Source organism: Corallococcus caeni (genome assembly GCF_036245865.1).
Lineage (GTDB): Bacteria > Myxococcota > Myxococcia > Myxococcales > Myxococcaceae > Corallococcus > Corallococcus caeni.
The window spans coordinates 592,000-606,945 of the sequence record NZ_BTTW01000006.1; the positions used below are offsets into that span (position 1 = coordinate 592,000).

The 14,946-nt window shown below is 68.6% G+C and carries 12 protein-coding genes; 4 read left to right on the plus strand and 8 right to left on the minus strand.

What is annotated here, in order from left to right; translation table 11 throughout:
- Nucleotides 1–149: 149 nt before the first annotated feature.
- Both AABA78_RS26670 and AABA78_RS26675 read left to right on the plus strand, forming a co-directional pair.
- Nucleotides 150–830 (plus strand): hypothetical protein, encoded by a 681-nt coding sequence (locus AABA78_RS26670; RefSeq protein WP_338267029.1) that lies wholly within the window; start codon nucleotides 150–152, stop codon nucleotides 828–830.
- Between the two features lie 20 nt (nucleotides 831–850).
- Nucleotides 851–1,348, plus strand: a complete 498-nt coding sequence (locus AABA78_RS26675; RefSeq protein WP_171419923.1) for a hypothetical protein — start codon at nucleotides 851–853, stop codon at nucleotides 1,346–1,348.
- A 5-nt stretch (nucleotides 1,349–1,353) separates the two neighbouring features.
- On the opposite strand, the gene AABA78_RS26680 is transcribed toward AABA78_RS26675, so the two are convergent.
- From AABA78_RS26680 to AABA78_RS26690, 3 genes are all read right to left on the minus strand, one after another.
- Nucleotides 1,354–1,869: a hypothetical protein gene (locus AABA78_RS26680; RefSeq protein WP_338267032.1), complete on the minus strand. Its 516-nt coding sequence runs from the start codon at nucleotides 1,867–1,869 to the stop codon at nucleotides 1,354–1,356.
- A gap of 83 nt (nucleotides 1,870–1,952) precedes the next feature.
- Nucleotides 1,953–2,921: a lytic transglycosylase domain-containing protein gene (locus tag AABA78_RS26685; RefSeq protein ID WP_338267033.1), complete on the minus strand. Its 969-nt coding sequence runs from the start codon at nucleotides 2,919–2,921 to the stop codon at nucleotides 1,953–1,955.
- A 181-nt stretch (nucleotides 2,922–3,102) separates the two neighbouring features.
- Complete coding sequence (locus AABA78_RS26690) at nucleotides 3,103–4,677, minus strand: sensor histidine kinase (protein WP_338267034.1); 1,575 nt, start codon at nucleotides 4,675–4,677, stop codon at nucleotides 3,103–3,105.
- A gap of 307 nt (nucleotides 4,678–4,984) precedes the next feature.
- Between AABA78_RS26690 and AABA78_RS26695 the strand changes: the two genes are divergently transcribed.
- Nucleotides 4,985–5,908 carry a serine/threonine protein kinase gene (locus AABA78_RS26695; RefSeq protein WP_338267036.1) on the plus strand — a complete coding sequence of 308 codons (924 nt, stop codon included), beginning with the start codon at nucleotides 4,985–4,987 and terminating at the stop codon, nucleotides 5,906–5,908.
- Nucleotides 5,909–5,948: 40 nt separating this feature from the next.
- Here the strand turns inward: AABA78_RS26695 and AABA78_RS26700 are convergent, their stop codons facing one another.
- From AABA78_RS26700 to AABA78_RS26710, 3 genes are all read right to left on the minus strand, one after another.
- Entirely contained in the window at nucleotides 5,949–9,044 is a 3,096-nt protein-coding gene (locus AABA78_RS26700) for a DUF3427 domain-containing protein (RefSeq protein WP_338267038.1), read from the minus strand.
- Nucleotides 9,045–9,105: 61 nt separating this feature from the next.
- On the minus strand, nucleotides 9,106–10,434 hold the full coding sequence (locus AABA78_RS26705; RefSeq protein ID WP_338267040.1) for a reverse transcriptase family protein: 1,329 nt from the start codon (nucleotides 10,432–10,434) through the stop codon (nucleotides 9,106–9,108).
- Between the two features lie 260 nt (nucleotides 10,435–10,694).
- Entirely contained in the window at nucleotides 10,695–11,432 is a 738-nt protein-coding gene (locus AABA78_RS26710) for an SDR family oxidoreductase (protein ID WP_338267042.1), read from the minus strand.
- Between the two features lie 150 nt (nucleotides 11,433–11,582).
- Here AABA78_RS26710 and AABA78_RS26715 point away from each other — a divergent pair, with 150 nt between their 5' ends.
- The gene (locus AABA78_RS26715) at nucleotides 11,583–12,425 is read left to right on the plus strand and encodes a helix-turn-helix transcriptional regulator (RefSeq protein ID WP_338267043.1); all 843 of its coding nucleotides are present in this window, start codon (nucleotides 11,583–11,585) and stop codon (nucleotides 12,423–12,425) included.
- 8 nt (nucleotides 12,426–12,433) lie between these two features.
- Here the strand turns inward: AABA78_RS26715 and AABA78_RS26720 are convergent, their stop codons facing one another.
- Together AABA78_RS26720 and AABA78_RS26725 are read right to left on the minus strand one after the other, a co-directional pair.
- Nucleotides 12,434–12,826 (minus strand): VOC family protein, encoded by a 393-nt coding sequence (locus tag AABA78_RS26720; protein ID WP_338267045.1) that lies wholly within the window; start codon nucleotides 12,824–12,826, stop codon nucleotides 12,434–12,436.
- Nucleotides 12,827–12,831: 5 nt separating this feature from the next.
- Nucleotides 12,832–14,946, minus strand: a complete 2,115-nt coding sequence (locus AABA78_RS26725; RefSeq protein ID WP_370469485.1) for a M3 family metallopeptidase — start codon at nucleotides 14,944–14,946, stop codon at nucleotides 12,832–12,834.

The following is a 14,946-nucleotide window of genomic DNA, read 5'->3' on the forward strand; positions in this document are numbered from 1 at the left end:
AGCCCGCGAGCGTGTTTTTCCCAGCGCGCGAGAACGTACGCCCGAGGGGCGAAACACGTCGCGGAGACAGGATTGATTGTCTATAGACGCCGCGCAGTCTGGAGGCGTCACTGAAGCGCTCGCACCAGAAGATCTTTCCCTCGCACGCGTTGTCTTGGTTCCTGGCGGGCCTGGCCCTGCTCTACGTCGAGGCCGCGGCGCTCCTGGACCCCCTGGGCGTGCCCCTGCTTCCGCACCGGATGATCCAGGACGTGCTGCGCAGCCCGTTCGGCTTCCACCTGCTGCTGCTGGGCATCCCCTGCTGCATCTACGTCCTCGGGTGGCGGGCCGGAGACCTCTTCGCCTGGCTGCGGGCGCCGCACACGCTGACGGTGGATGAAGACGGGCTGCGCGCCGACGCCACGCGGATCCGGTGGCGGGACGTGCGGGAGGTCGTCGAACAGCACGCGCACGACCGCCTCGTCCTGCGCCACGCGGGTGGAACGCTCCGGCTGCGGCTGGACCTGTGGAGCGACGCGGACGCGCTGCATGAGGCCGTGCTGGGCCAGGTGGTGCCGCGCCTGCTGGAGCGGGTGAGCCTCCAGGTCTCCGCCGGGCAGCCGGTGCGCTTCGGGCCGCTGACGCTGGGCGACGCGGGGCTCACCCACCGGGGACGGCTCTGGCGCTGGGACGACATCGAGAGCATCCGCCTCCAGGACGAGGTGGACCAGGGCTTCGCGTCCCGCGAGTTGGTCATCGTCGCCCAGGGCAGGACCCGGAAGTTCGACGAAGCGAAGGTCATCAACGCGCCAGTCCTGCTGGCCTACCTGTCAGACCGGCTGGCCGGCTGACGCACCCACGGACATCCGACATGGAAATCTATCGCTCCCCCCAGTCCCGGAAGCAGGCGGAACAGCCGCGCGGCATCTACTACTCGCGGGCCAGGCTCATCGCGGGCGTGGTCATCTGGACGCTGGGGACGGTCTTCTTCGGCGTGCTCACCTGGCAGTCGCTCCCCAAGAGCAACGTCTGGATCTTCGTCGCGTTGATCACCCTGGCCTCGGCCTGGATGTTCTTCAACTGCGTCACGGCGCTGGGCAAGCTGGACAAGCCCGTGCTGCTCATCGGCCGGGACGGCATCCGCTTCCCGGACGGCGTGCTCATCGCCTGGGAGGACATGCAGGAGAACCTCTACGTGGACCAGTCCTACATGGGGCTGCCGGTCCTCAAGATGGTGCAGATCAAGACCACGCTCGCGAAGCCCCGCGTGAAGAAGATGCGGGTCTCCGCGCTCGCCATGGACAGCGACGAGTACATGGCGCTCTGCGACAGCTACAGCCAGGGCGGCGGCGCTCCCGCCACGCGCTGAAGTGACTACGGCGCGGACGTCAGGCCGACGGTCCGCGTCTTGCCGTCCTTGTCCACCTCCAGCTTGAGGCGCGGGGTCCCCTGGGCGTCGTGGAGCACGATGCTCGCCACGCCGTCCACCACGCCCAGGGTGATGCGCTCCTTCCAGTCATGCCGGAAGGTGACGGTCGGCCTGTCCTTCTCCAGGCCCATGCACATGGCCTCGTAGCTCTCCTCGCTGTCGAAGCAGAGCCCGCGGAAGTCGATGGAGTCGAGCATCGCCAGCCCTCCAATCTCCTGCCCGGAGGGGCTCAGGAACTGGAGGCCGTAGGCGGTGACGGCGCGCTTGAGGCCCTGGGGGTCGGGCAGCGGCGCGCCGATGCGCACGCGCGCCTGGCCGTGCTCGTCGACGATATCCAGTCGCCGCACGGAGAGGGTGTCCACGGGGCGGGTCGCGGCGGGGGGGCCCGCGCACGCGCCCAGGAACAGGCTCACGGAGGAGACGGCGGCCAACATGAAGGGACGGAAGAGGGCAGGGGTCATGGGGCGCGAAGCTAGACGCCGCTCCCGCCCCGGTCCCCCGGGGGATGCAATGCTTCCGTCATGGGGGCGTCATGGGTGGGGCGCTACGCGGGCAGCGTGCCCTGGCCGGTGGCCAGCGTGTTCATGAAGGACTTCACCTTCTGCACGTAGGTGGCGTCGCCCGTGCCGGCGGGGATGGCGTCCGGGTTGCTCTTGTCCACGCCGTTGGGGCCGGAGTTGTAGGCGCGCAGGGCCAGCTCATCGCTGCCGAACTGCTCCTTCATGTCCTTCATGTAGAAGGCGCCCGCGAGGATGTTGGTCTCAGGGTCGGAGAGGTTCTTGCCCTGGAGCTCCGGGTGCTTCGCCTGCAGCTCCCCGTAGGTGTTGGGGTTGACCTGCATCAGGCCGGTGTCCGTCAGGCCGTTGCCGCCGTTGGTGGAGACGGCCTCCAGGTTGCCGCGCGACTCCTGCCAGATTTGCGCGGCCAGCATCTCCGCCGGCATGCCCGTCTTGGCGGAGGCGGACTCGATGGCGCCCCGGAACTTCTCCAGCCCCGCGGGCAGGTTGCCGCCCAGCTTCGAGCCTCCCGTGGACGACGCCTGCTGAGATGCCCCCGGCCCCACGACGCCGGTGTTGCCGTTGAGCGCCACGGGAGGACGCGACGAATCCGCGGGCGTGAAGCTGCTGTCGGAGAACGGCGGCGAACCCGAGCCGGACTTCCCACACTGCGCGCCCTGCGCACCGGAGGCGCCCTGCGCACCGGAGACCCCCTGCGCACCGGAGACCCCCTGCGCGCCGCCCGCCGCCTGCGCCACCAGCTGGACGATGGAGCTCAGCGCCGACAGCGTGTCCTGCAGCAGCTTGCCCAGCTCCGCGTTCTTGCTGGAGCCGACGTCGAAGCCGTCCTGCTGGAGCCTCTCCATGCCCGGGGTGCGCCGCTTCATGCCCATGGGCCCGGAGGCGAGCCCTTCCACACCACCGCCCTGGAGGTTGGCGGGACGGGAGGAGGCGGCATCCTGCACCGGCATGCGGGACACGGGAGCGGAGGCGCTGCGGAGGGGCGAGAGGGCCATGGTGGGGGTTCCTCGAAAGGGATGGGGTTTCCGGTGAAGCGACACGGGACCCCATAGCAGCGGCTGTGCCAGCCCCCGCGAGCCGGGCTCACGCGGGCAACCCACGGATTTCACGGGCAGGCGCCGGTGGCCACGGGGGGCACGTCTGGTGACTGCTGTCACCGGCCGGTGCCCACCGTCATCATCCGGGCCCGCGGCTCCGGGGAAGGCGCACGGTGAACGTGGTGCCCTCGTTGAGGGTGGAGGTGACGTCGACGGTGCCGCCGTGGGCCTCCACCAGCTGCTTCACGATGTAGAGCCCCAGGCCCACGCTGCGGCCGGTGGAGTCCACCTCCGAGGTCGCGCGCTGGAGGGGCTCGAAGATGCCCGGCAGCTTTTCGGGAGGGATGGGCGGGCCCGGGTTGTGGACGGACAGGCACACCCATTCTCCCTCGCCCCGGGTCGTCACCTGCACCGGGCTGGACTCAGGGCTGTACTTGAGGGCGTTCGTCACCAGGTTCTGCACCACCTGCGCGAGCCGCTCGGGGTCCCAGTGTCCGTTCGCGTCGCCCCGCTCCTGCACCCGCACGGTCCGGCCGGGGTGGGCCGCGTCCACCTGGTCCAGGACCTGCCGCGCCACCTGGTGCAGGTCGGCGGCGCGGGGCGCGATGGGGATGCCTCCGCCCAGCCGCGCCCGGGTGAAGTCCAGCAGGTCCCCGACGAGGTGGGCCGCGCGGTGGACGGCGGCCTGGATGCGCAGCACGGACTGGGCGCTGCGCGCATCGAGCTCCTCGCGGCGGGCCATGGCGCTCACCGTCAGGTGGATGGCGTTGAGCGGGGTGCGCAGGTCATGACTGACGATGCCGATGAGCTGCTGTTCGAAGTCGACGCGGTCCTGGAGCTGCCGGGTCAGGGCCTCCGCGCGCTGGTGCGCCCTCACTGCGTCCGTGACGTCCCAGGCCACCCCCATGAAGCCCTCGACGGTGCCATCCAGGGCCCGCATGGGCACGTGCGTGAAGTTGAAGTAGCGCTCCACCTGCTCGCCCGTGTCCCGGCGGGTGAACTGGAAGCGCTCCTCGGTGAAGACGCGGGACTGCCCCTGCTGGAAGACGGGGTCACAGGCGCTCGCGATGACGTCCGGCCCCAGCTCCTCCGGGAGCACCTCGATGAAGGGCCTGCCCAGCACCTCCTCGCGCTCCCGCTCCCAGAAGCGGCGCTGGATGGGGTTGGCGTATTGGATGACGTGGCGGGGGCCCTGGAAGATGGCGATGCCCACCGGAGCCTGTTCGAAGATGGCGTAGAGCTTCAGGCGCTCGGCCTCCGCTTCGGCGTGGGCGGCCCGCTCGCGGGCAAGCAGGACCGCCCGCTCCTCCTCCGCCTGCTTGCGCTCGGTGATGTCCTGCGTGACCTTCACGAACCCGCAGGGGTGACCCGTGTCGTCGCGCAGCAGCCACAGGTCCACCTCGGCGATGAAGAGGCTCCCGTCCTTGCGCAGCCGGGGCTCCTCACCCCGGAAGTGTCCCGTCTGGAAGGCCTCCCGCAGCTCCGCTTCCGGACACCCCTGCTGGCGGGAGTCCTCGGGGAAGAGCATGCGGAAGTGCTGTCCCAGGACCTCGTCGGCTCGCCAGCCCTTGATGTGCTCGGCGCCCGGGTTCCAGCTGATGATGTACCCCTGGAGGTCGATGCCGAAGATGGCGCGGTCCTTCGCGCTCTGGACGAGGAAGCGGAAGAGCACATCGGTGTTCTGCCCGGCGTGGGTGCACTCCTTGCGTGCCACGGTCCCTCCAGGTCGTGAAACACGCGGGCCGCGAACCGCCGTTCCGCGCGTTTCCGGGAGCGGCCGCGCCGGGCCCCGTCCGGCCGGGCGCCCTCAGGGCTTCGGGCGGGCAGGCTGGTGCGGCACTTCAAGGCGGTCCTCCCCGACTGCTTGCGCCGCTGGCTCGTGCACCCGCGTCCCCATGACGCGCCGGAGGGACGTGGCGGCCTTCAAGGGCTGGGGGCTCGACGAGGCCCGTGCAACGGTGCCGTGAAGCACCACGACGCTCGGAGCGATGCCGGGGCACGAACTGTTAGCCTTCACGGCCATGGGCAAGCCCCGGACGGAGCGGTTTGGCAGGTTCGAGCTGCGGGAGCGGGTGTGGGTGAGCGGCCTGTCCACGCTGCATCGGGCGGTCGACACGGAGGCGCTCGCTGGCAGCAGGTCCGTGGTCCTCAAGCGGCTGTTGCCCGAACTCCCGAAGGACCCTGCGATCGCCGAGGAGTTCCTCGACCTCGCCTCCCTGTCGGCATGCCTCCAGCACGACAACGTCGTGCGGGTCCTGAACTTCGGTGAGGTCGAGGGCGAGCCCTTCCTGGTCCGGGAGTGGGTGGAGGGGCAGGATCTGGGCCGCGTGCGGAGCCTGTCCCGGCGGCGGGGCATGCCGACGTTGCCCGAACCCATCGCCGTGAGCATCGGCATCGACATCTGCAAGGGATTGCATCCCGCGCACCAGCAGGTGGGTCTGCTGCACGGAGAGCTGGTCTCCTCGAACGTGCTGATGGGCCACGGCGGGGAGGTGAAGGTCCTCGAGTTCGGCTTCAACCGGTGGGGGCAGCGCAAGGCGTGGGCGAGCGCGAACATCTTCGGCGGCAAGCTGAAGTACTTCGCTCCGGAGCAGCTGCTGCGCGAGCCAGTGGATGGCCGCGCCGACCTCTACGTCCTGGGCCTGCTGCTCTACGAGCTGCTGTGCGGGACGCTGCCCATGAAGGGCGACCACGAGGCGCTGATCTTCACGGAGGTGCTGGAGGGGCGGCTGGTCCCCGCCTGGCAGTACAACCCCACGCTGGATGCGGACCTCGTGCGAATCCTCGAACGCGCGCTGGCGAGGTCCGCGGGCGACCGCTACCCGTCCGCCGAGGCGATGGGCCAGGCGATGGGGGACTGGATGAAGGTCCATGCACCCGCGTTCAGCACGGACACGCGGAGGCAGTGGATGGCCACGCTCTACCCGCCCGAGCCGTCCAGGTGATGGGTGGGTGGCCTAACGAGGGCTCCAAGCGATTTGGGACCTATGCGACCGCCGCCGCGAAGGACGCAAATAGGTCGCCTGGCAGCGCATGCTCGAGCTTCCAGGTGACGGCCATTGGCAGCTCCCCTTCGTGCTTCACGTAGGTTGCAGGGCCAAGAAAGTAGAGCGCACGGTCGTCGCTGCGCTGCCGCGCGAAGAGCATGACGCTGGAGCCCTGCCGAACGTGGCGTTGGTAGCGCAGTCCCACTTCGCTGTCGGCCCGGGTGGTTGACTGACTCTCCCAATGGATGAGTTCCCGATTGATGGCGTAGTCGCGATAGCGAGTCGTCGGAGAGAAGTGCCCGCTTGTCTTGTCGAGCGTGAACGCGAGCAGGTCTGCCCTTGCCTCTTTTGCCCAGAGGACGCCGGCCTGCCACGGAGCCGCCTTCACCCCATCCCCAATATCGAATGCCGCCAGAATCTCGATGCGAGTGTAGCGCGCATGCACAGCCAACGGCACGTCAGGATGACTCGCTAGTGGCGAGGGCAGGTGTGAGATTCGTTCCCCGAGGACGTTGAGGAGTTCGATGATTTCCTTGCGAACTTGGGGATGGCTCCAAATGAGGGCGCACCCCTCCTCAAGAGTGGAAGACTTGTTCGCCGCTTTGTCGACAACCGATGCGACCAGCATCCGAAGCAAGCGCCGATCTACCTGCGAGAGCGCCCCGAGACTGGGTGCGGCGTCCGAGGCAAGCAGCCGGCGGTAACCATCAATTCGCGCTTCATCATCGATATGAAGGAGCCGGCCGCAGGCTCGGCGTAGAGAGGGCTCATGAGGGCCAGCCGGTCGCATTGTAAGCCCGGCGTCTTGGCACAGATCCGACCAGCTCTTGCTCGCTGTGTAGATGTCTTCGAGCTCAAGGCCGCTCTCTGCGAGGAAGCCAGTGAGCGACACGTCGTTCGCAGTCTTGGCGTACCCGCGCAGTTCTTCCACCTTTCCGCTCCAGCGAGAGGGAACTGCGCTGCGGATGCTTGCCAGCACGATCTCACTCGCAACGCGATCAAACTCCATGTGGCAGCCCGCGGGGAGGAACGGAAAGCCCTGCTCCAACTGCCTGGCTACTTCGGCACGGGTTCCGCCTAACAATGCCCGGAGGCGACGGTCGAACCGAAACTCGGAATGTTGGTGGCCAACGAAGTCGAGGACGGTGCATACCGACTTGTTCGGATGACGGCGAAGTCCGCGGCCCAACTGCTGAAGGAAAAGCGTGGGACTGTCCGTGGGCCTCAGCATCAAGAGGGTATCGACGGCGGGCACGTCGACGCCCTCGTTAAAAAGGTCGACGGAGAACACAACGTTCACGCGCCGCTGCGCCAGGTCCCGAAGCGCCTGACGTCGCTCGTCATCAGGGGTGTCAGACCAGATCGCGGTGGCTCGAACGCCAGCGGCGCTGAAGGACCGCGCCATAAAGCGAGCGTGCTCGACACTGACGCAGAAGCCGAGGGCTCTCATTTGGGAGAGGTCTTCCGCACGGCGTTCGACCTCTTTCAAGACGAGCCGTACCCATGCGTCATTGTTCGTGAACAGGTTCGAGAGGCTCTCGACGTCGTACCCGCGTCCGCGGCGCCATGGGATTTCGCGCAGGTCGATTCCGTCGTGAATGGCGTAGTACGCGAAGGGAACGAGTCGATGCTGATCGATGGCATCCCAGAGCCTCAGCTCTGCCGCAATCCGGCCATCAAACCAATCGAGCACGGGCATGCCGTCGCTCCGCTCAGGGGTGGCGGTCAGCCCGAGCAGTTCCACAGGGCGCAGGTGCTCAAGGAGGTTTTGATAGGTTGGAGCGGCGGCGTGGTGGAACTCGTCAACGATGACAATGTCGAAGTGAGCCGCATCCAGATGCTTGAGGCCCGTTGCATTCAAGCTTTGGACTGAAGCGAAGACCTGCTCGAAGTGCTGGGGGCGCTCCCCGCCAACCCACAGCTCGCCGAAGGCATGGTCGCGCAGTGCATGGCGGAAGGTCGCGCGGGTCTGCGTGAGAATTTCTTCTCGGTGGGCAACGAAGAGGAGTCGTGCGCGCGGGAGTGCCTCGCGCAGGCGCGCGTAGTCGAGCGCTGCCATGACGGTCTTGCCTGTACCTGTCGCGGAGACGAGCAGGTTCCGGTGATACCCGCGCTGCCGCGACAAGGCGATTTGTTCGAGCAGTCGCTCCTGAAACGGCTCAGGACGCAGCTCGATGGGACTCATTTCGAGCTGAGAAGTGCGGTCATCTGCGCTTGCCATGCGAGCCAGGAACTGCTCGCGGTCGTAGGGAACGAAGTCGCCGCTGTTCCAGTAGCTCTCGAAGACGGCTGCGACTTTGTCGACAACGCTCGGATTGCGCGCCCGCGACGCACGGACATTCCATTCAAGACCGGTGACCTGCGCAGAGCGGGTCAAATTGGATGACCCGATGTAGGCGGTTGAGAAGCCGGACCGACGGTGAAAGAGCCAGGCTTTCGCATGGAGTCGAGTGCCGGACTGGTCGTAGGACACCCGCACTTCAGCGCCAATCTCCCGGAGCGCCTCGAGCGCTCGTGCCTCCGTCGAGCCGGTATAGGTGGTCGTCAACACGCGGAGGCGCCGGCCCGCATGACAATGCGCACGGAGGGCTTCCAACATAGGCGCAATCCCGCTGCGCCGGATGAAAGCCATGACGACGTCAATCTGATCCGCTGAGTGGATCTCCGTGAGCACTTGATTGCCGACGCGAGGCTCTCCGGGGGCGTTCGTCAGCAGCGTCGTGTCAAGAAGTGGAATGAGCGGCTCAGAGAGCGTCTCAGGGCTTCCATCCGGAAGCTTTCCTAGAACGCTGCGGAGCATGCTACCGGGTTCCACCGGACGCTCACTCGTGAGAGCACTCGCTTCTGTGGCGTCGACAACGAGTTCAACGACCTTGCGCGCGAGAGCTGTGCCGATGGCAACGCGTTCTTCCCTGTCGAGCGAAGCAATGGCGCGTTCAATGACGCGAGCCAGGTGAAGGCCGATGCGGTCTGCCGCTTCTGCTTCATGCAGCCCTGAACGGTGAGCCTCCAGTCGAGGGTCTAACGCGACGAGCTGGCTTTCGAGCGCTTCGGTGAGCAGGGTTTCGTAGAGACCGCGTTCGTTCTGCGACATCCGTTGATTCTACCGCACGATGCGCTTGGTCCCGCTCTTGTTGTGGCGGTTAACCAGGCTTTCAATCCCACACGATCTGGTCGAAGAGCGCGCGCAGCCGGGCGCCTCGGGCGGGGTGCAGGTGCGTCACCCAGGCAATCCTTCCGAGCAGGTGCGCGCGGAAGTCGGGATGGCCGTGGGTGTTCTGGCTTGCCGGCCCCCGGGTGCGGCACAGGTGCAGGATGGCTTTCAGCCGGTCATGGTCCGTGCGGCGGAGGGTGGGGTGTTCATTCACCACCACGCCCGCGAGCCACTGCTGGTGGCCCTGGAACATCACCCGCGTCTTCTCCTCGCGCACGGTGAAGCCCTCGTCGCGCACGATGCGGCGCACGCACTGGAGCAGGCGCCGGGCGCTCCTGCCCAGGGCTTCGCCTCCCGAGAACGCCAGGTCATCCGCGTAGCGCGTGTAACGCGCGCCCAGCGCCCTGGCGAGCGCGGAGAGCCGGACGTCGAGCCGGTACGCGGCGAGATTGGCGAGCGCGGGCGACGTTGGCGCTCCCTGCGGCAGGTGACGCGACTCCAGCCTCCGCGCCAGCCGCCAGCGCGTGTCCACCTCTCGGGCGCTGCCTGCCCTCCGGGCCTTGGCGACCACCGCCCCGGGCGTCCGGTTCGTGCAGAGCCCCGCGAGCGCCCCCGCCACTCCATCCGGATACCCGGCGGCGCGGAACACGCCCCAGACCCTGGGCGGCCGCACGGAGAGGAAGAAGTCCTCCAGGTCCAGCCGCACGACGACGCTCTGCCCGGTATGCGGTTCCACGAAGCCGCGGATCCCCCGGCCCCGGACAAACCCGTGCGCCGCTTCGTGCGGGGGAATCAGGTCCAGGATGCCGTGAAGCACCTTGCGCTGAAGCCTCGCGAGCGCTTCGCCGGGCTGCTCCAAAAGCCGCTCACCGCCGCTGCGTTTGGGAATCCACGTGTAGCGATAGCGCCGCCATCGCCCTGGCGAAGTCGTGTGCTCCAGGCCCGCCCCGTCCGCGAGCCAGTCCAGCTGGGCGCCCGTCAGCTTCAACCAGTCCGCGAGGTCCGCCTGGGTGGGCAGGGCTGGAACGGGCCACGGTTGGCGCCCCATCTGCGGGGCCGCTGAAATCCAGCGCGACAGCCGCACCGGCGCCGTGGGATTCGCGCAGGCCTGCCTGAACGCAGGCCGTGTCGCGAGCAGCTCCGCGAGCAGCTCCAGCCGGTCGTGCGGTGGCCGGGGAAAGAACCTCAGCGTGCTCCTCGCGAGCGACACGAGCCACGGAAACCGGCCGCCCACGACCTCGGCCCCGTTCGCGACCAGTCCGGACACCTTCCAGGGGGCCGCGAGGAAGGCGGACGCGAGCGCCCTCGCCACCACGTTCCGGTCGCTCATGCGCCACGCCTCCGCCATGCGGCGGCCCGGTCCCACCTGTCCCGTCTGGCGTGGCCAGCGTCGCGGCTTGCCGCGAGGTCGGCCATGCGTGGGGAAGTGCTCCTTGAGATGATTCCCCGGGGGTACCCCGGAGAGGCAGGGGACCGTGTCTCCACGGACCGTCTACCCGCTGGGTTTCCAGACCGCCGCATGACGCGAGGAACCGTACAGGCCGCCGGGGCCCGGGTCGAGCCGGGACGCCTTCGCGGCCTCTCGCCCGGTCAGTTCTGCGCCGTGGGACGGACAATCACCTCGCCCACGTCCACGTCGGCGGGCTGCTCGATGGCGAAGGCCATGGCGCGGGCAATCGCATCCGGCGCGATGGCGATCTTCTCCATCGTCTCCGCGAACCGCGCATGGGTCTCCGGATCCTTCACGTGCTCGAGGAAGTTCGTCCGGGTCATTCCCGGTGAGATGACCGTCACCCGCAGCGCTGCGCCTGCTTCCTGGCGCAGGCCTTCGGAGATGGCGCGCACGGCGAACTTCGTCCCTGCATAGACCGCCTGGCCGGGAACGATCCGGTGCGCCGAGGTCGACGCGGTGTTGATGAAATGCCCGAAGCCCTGCTTGCGGAAGACGGGCAGCGCGGCGGCGATGCCATACAGCACGCCCTTGATGTTGGTGTCGATCAGCGCCTCCCAGTCGTCGACGCGCAGCTCGTCCAGGGGCGAAGTGGCGAGGCTGCCCGCGTTGCTGATGAGGACGTCCAGCCTGCCGTATCGCTCGCAGGCCAGCCGGACGAGCCCGGCCACGTCCTCGCGCCGGGTCACGTCCGTCCGTGCAAGGAGCGCTTGCCCGCCTGCCTTCGTGATGCGCTCCACCAGCGGCTCCAGCCGCTCCAGCCTGCGCGCGCCGAGCACGACCTTCGCCCCGCGCCCGGCGAGCAGCAGCGCCGCAGCCTCGCCAATGCCGCTGCTGGCTCCGGTGATGGCAATGACCTTGTCCTGGATGCCTGTCATGACGCCTTCCTGCCCGGCGGGGTGAGGGGATGGCCGGGACTCCCATCCAGGCGTACCCGGCCGGAGCCACGCCGGGCTTGGACGTTGTTGTCATGCCGGGCAAGGCCACTTCGCCCAGGCCAGCGCAGGGGCCGGCGTTAGGATCCGGCGGTGCCCGCTCATCATCGCGACGTCCTGGATGGCCCGCTGTCCGTCCAGACCTTCCTGTTCCCGGAGCTGCCGGGCGTACAGCTGGTGCGCTTCAGGACCGATGGCCGGCTGTTGCGCTCCGTGAAGGAGCGCTTCTCGGTGACGCTGACGCAGCGGGGCCTTTCGGAGTGGTGGGGCCGCGGCCGGGTGCACGCCTCCACGCCCCGGACGGTCGACCTCAAGCAGTTGGGCGAAGTGCACCGGGACCTGCGCCGCGATGGGCCCGCCCGGTTCCAGTCGGTCGCCTTCGACGAATCACTCGTCACCGAAGCCCGCGAGGCCCTGGGCGCTCCGGCCTCCGCTCGCCTTCGCCACCTCCAGCTCGAACGGGAGCAGCCCACGGCATCCGCCTTCGTGCGCCTCCACGCGCTGCTGGACGAAAGCCTGGCGGGCCGGTCCACCGCCCTGGAGCTCCAGACGGCCCTGACCGAAGCCCTCTCCGCCCTGGTGGAATGCCTGGGACAGCCGGACGCGCTGGAGCGGCGCTACCGCTGGCCTGTCCGGCGCGTGGTGGAGGCGCTGCACGAGGCCATCCCGGAGGGCATCACGCTGGAGTCGCTGGCCCGTCAGGTGGGCTGGAACCGCTTCCACCTGTGCCGAGCCTTCCGCGAGGCGATGGGCATGCCTCCCCACGCGTACCTCACCCACCTGCGCATCTCGCGGGCCCAGCGGCTGCTGTCAGAGGGGCAGCCGCCTTCGCAGGTCGCGCTCCAGGTCGGGCTCTATGACCAGAGCCTGCTCAACCGGCACTTCAAGCGCATCGTCGGCATCACCCCGGGGCAGTTCGTGCGCGCCGTGCGGTGAGGCGGCCTTCATCCGCCTTGAGGCTGACGGAAGACCGCTTCGATGTTGTTGCCGTCCGGGTCGAGCACGAAGGCGGCGTAGTAGCCGGCGGGATAGCCTGCTTCGACGCCGCGCAGCCCGGGAGCGCCGTTGTCGGTTCCTCCCGCCGCCACCGCGGCCGCGTGGAAGGCGTCGACCTGGGCGCGGCTCGTGGCGGCGAAGGCCGTGTGTTGCTTCACGCTGTGCGGATGGAAGCGGTCGATCCAGAAGATGGGGTACTCCCGGCCGTAGCCAATGCCATCCGCTCCGCTGTCCGCGGGAAGCTGCATGGCGCGGCGGAGGCCGAGCGCCCCCAGCGCCGCGTCGTAGAAGCGGGCCGAACGGGCGACGTCGGCGACTCCGATGCCTGTGTGGTCGAGCATGGGCTTCAGTCTAGGGGCGAGAAGCCTCGCTCGCGCATCAGGGCGTCGAGGCTCGCGTCCTTTCCACGAAACAGCCGGTAGCCCACGAACGGGTCCACGGTGTTGCCCACCGACAGGACGTGCTCGCGCAGCCGCGCGGCCACCTTCGCGTCGTAGGCACCTCCGCCTTCCTGGAAGGCCTCGAATGCGTCCGCCGCCAGCATGTCCGCCCAGAGGTAGCGGTAGTAGCCCGCCGAGTAGCCGTTGCTGGCGAAGACGTGCCCGAAATGGGGCATGCGGAAGCGCATGCCGACCTCCGCCGGCGCGCCGAGCTGGCGGAGCACGTCGCGCTCGAACGCGTCCGGGTCGATGCGCTTCGCGCCCGCCAGGTGCAGCTTCATCTCCACCAGCGCGGAGGTCAGGTAGTCCACGGTGTAGAAGCCCTGGTTGAACGTCGCCGCCTTCTGGATGCGAGCCACGAGCGCCTGGGGCATGGGCTGGCCCGTCGCGTGATGCACCGCGAAGCGGCCCAGCACCTCCGGCGTGGAGAGCCAGTGCTCGAACAGCTTGGAGGGGAACTCCGAGTAGTCGCTCACCACGCGGCTGCCTCCGAGCGCCGGCCAGGTCACGTCCCCGCTCAGCGTGTGCACCGCATGGCCGAACTCGTGGAACAGCGTCTGCGCGTCGCGCCAGCCCAGCAGCGCGGGGCTTCCGGCCGCCGGCTTCACGAAGGGCATGCTGATGGTCACCAGGGCCGGCACCTCGCCCCGGAAGCGCTCCTGGACGCGGTACGTCTCCGTCTGCCCTCCGTTGTACTTGCCCTCCCGTGCGTAGGGGTCGAAGTACAGGAGCCCCCGCTCCCGGCCGCTCTCGCGATCCTTCACCGCGAAGACGCGCACGTCCGGGTGGAAGACGGGCACGCCCGGCGCGGGCGTGAAGGTGAGGCCGAAGAGCTCACCCGCCACCCAGAACATGCCTTCGCGCAGGCTCTCCAGCTGGAGGTAGGGCTTCACCTCGCTGTCGTCGAAGTCATACGCCTGCTTGCGCACCTTCTCCGCGTAGTAGCGGTAGTCCCAGGGGGTGATGGGCTCCTGCTGGCCCTGGCTTCGGGCAATGGCAGCCATCGCGGTGACCTCTTCGCGCACGCGCGCGACGGCGGGCTTCCACATCGTCTCCAGCAGCCGCAGCGCGCGCTCGGGAGTCTTCACCATGGCGCTTGTGAGTTGCCGGTGCGCGTGGGTGGGGAAGCCCATGAGCTTCGCCTGCTCCGCGCGCGCCGCGAGGATTTGCGTGATGACGGCGTTGTTGTCGTGCGCGTCGCCGTGGTCACCCCGGCTGTCGTAGTTGCGCCACACCTTCTCGCGCAGCTCCCTCCGCTCCGAGTACGTGAGGAAGTCCGCCACCGCCGAGCGGGTGTTGGCCACGGCCCACTTCCCCGGCTGTCCGCGCGCGGTGGCCTCGGCCGCCGCGGCCTTCCTCAGCGGCTCCGGCAGGCCCGCGAGGTCCGCCTCGCTCTCCAGGAGGGTGTAGCGCTTCTCGTCTGCGAGCACGTTCTGGTTGAACGTCGTGTAGAGCGTAGCGAGCTTCTGGTTGAGCGCGGCCATTCGCTTCGAACCCGTCGCGTCCAGCAGTGCGCCCGAGCGCACGAAGTCGTCGCAGTAGTACGCCACGACGCGCTGCTGCTCCGGCGTCAGCTTCGCCTTCGCGGCCGAGTCCCGGACCGCCTTGACGCGGCGGAAGAGCTTCCGGTTCTGGGAAGGCTCATCCCAGAACGCCGACAGCCGGGGCGCCATCGCGCGTTCCACGGCCTGGTACTCCGGTGAACTCATGAACGAGGACCACGCGTTGTAGACCTCGTAGACGCGGTTGAACGCGCGGCCCGAGTCCTCCAGCGCGGCGACGGTGTTCTCGAACGTGGGCGGCTCCTTCGCGTCCGCGATGGCGGCGAGTTCGCTGCGTGCCTGCGCCATGGCGGCTTCGAGCGCTGGCGCGAAGTCCTCGACCCGCGCGCGGTCGAACGGGGGCACGCCCCCATGGGGCCCGGACCAGGGCGCGAGCAGGACATCCGGCGACGGCGCAGGGCCCGCGAAGGCCGTGGCCGCCAGGAGGAGGAGGCATGCTGCGATTCCGTGTCGTGGCAT

Bases quoted from the DNA above. Each gene is read 5' to 3' on its own strand.
- AABA78_RS26705 (WP_338267040.1), bottom strand. From the start codon at position 10,434: ATGAGCGACCGGAACGTGGTGGCGAGGGCGCTCGCGTCCGCCTTCCTC.
- AABA78_RS26675 (WP_171419923.1), top strand. From the start codon at position 851: ATGGAAATCTATCGCTCCCCCCAGTCCCGGAAGCAGGCGGAACAGCCG.
- AABA78_RS26695 (WP_338267036.1), top strand. From the start codon at position 4,985: ATGGGCAAGCCCCGGACGGAGCGGTTTGGCAGGTTCGAGCTGCGGGAG.
- AABA78_RS26725 (WP_370469485.1), bottom strand. From the start codon at position 14,946: ATGCCACGACACGGAATCGCAGCATGCCTCCTCCTCCTGGCGGCCACG.
- AABA78_RS26685 (WP_338267033.1), bottom strand. From the start codon at position 2,921: ATGGCCCTCTCGCCCCTCCGCAGCGCCTCCGCTCCCGTGTCCCGCATG.
- AABA78_RS26680 (WP_338267032.1), bottom strand. From the start codon at position 1,869: ATGACCCCTGCCCTCTTCCGTCCCTTCATGTTGGCCGCCGTCTCCTCC.
- AABA78_RS26720 (WP_338267045.1), bottom strand. From the start codon at position 12,826: ATGCTCGACCACACAGGCATCGGAGTCGCCGACGTCGCCCGTTCGGCC.
- AABA78_RS26700 (WP_338267038.1), bottom strand. From the start codon at position 9,044: ATGTCGCAGAACGAACGCGGTCTCTACGAAACCCTGCTCACCGAAGCG.
- AABA78_RS26710 (WP_338267042.1), bottom strand. From the start codon at position 11,432: ATGACAGGCATCCAGGACAAGGTCATTGCCATCACCGGAGCCAGCAGC.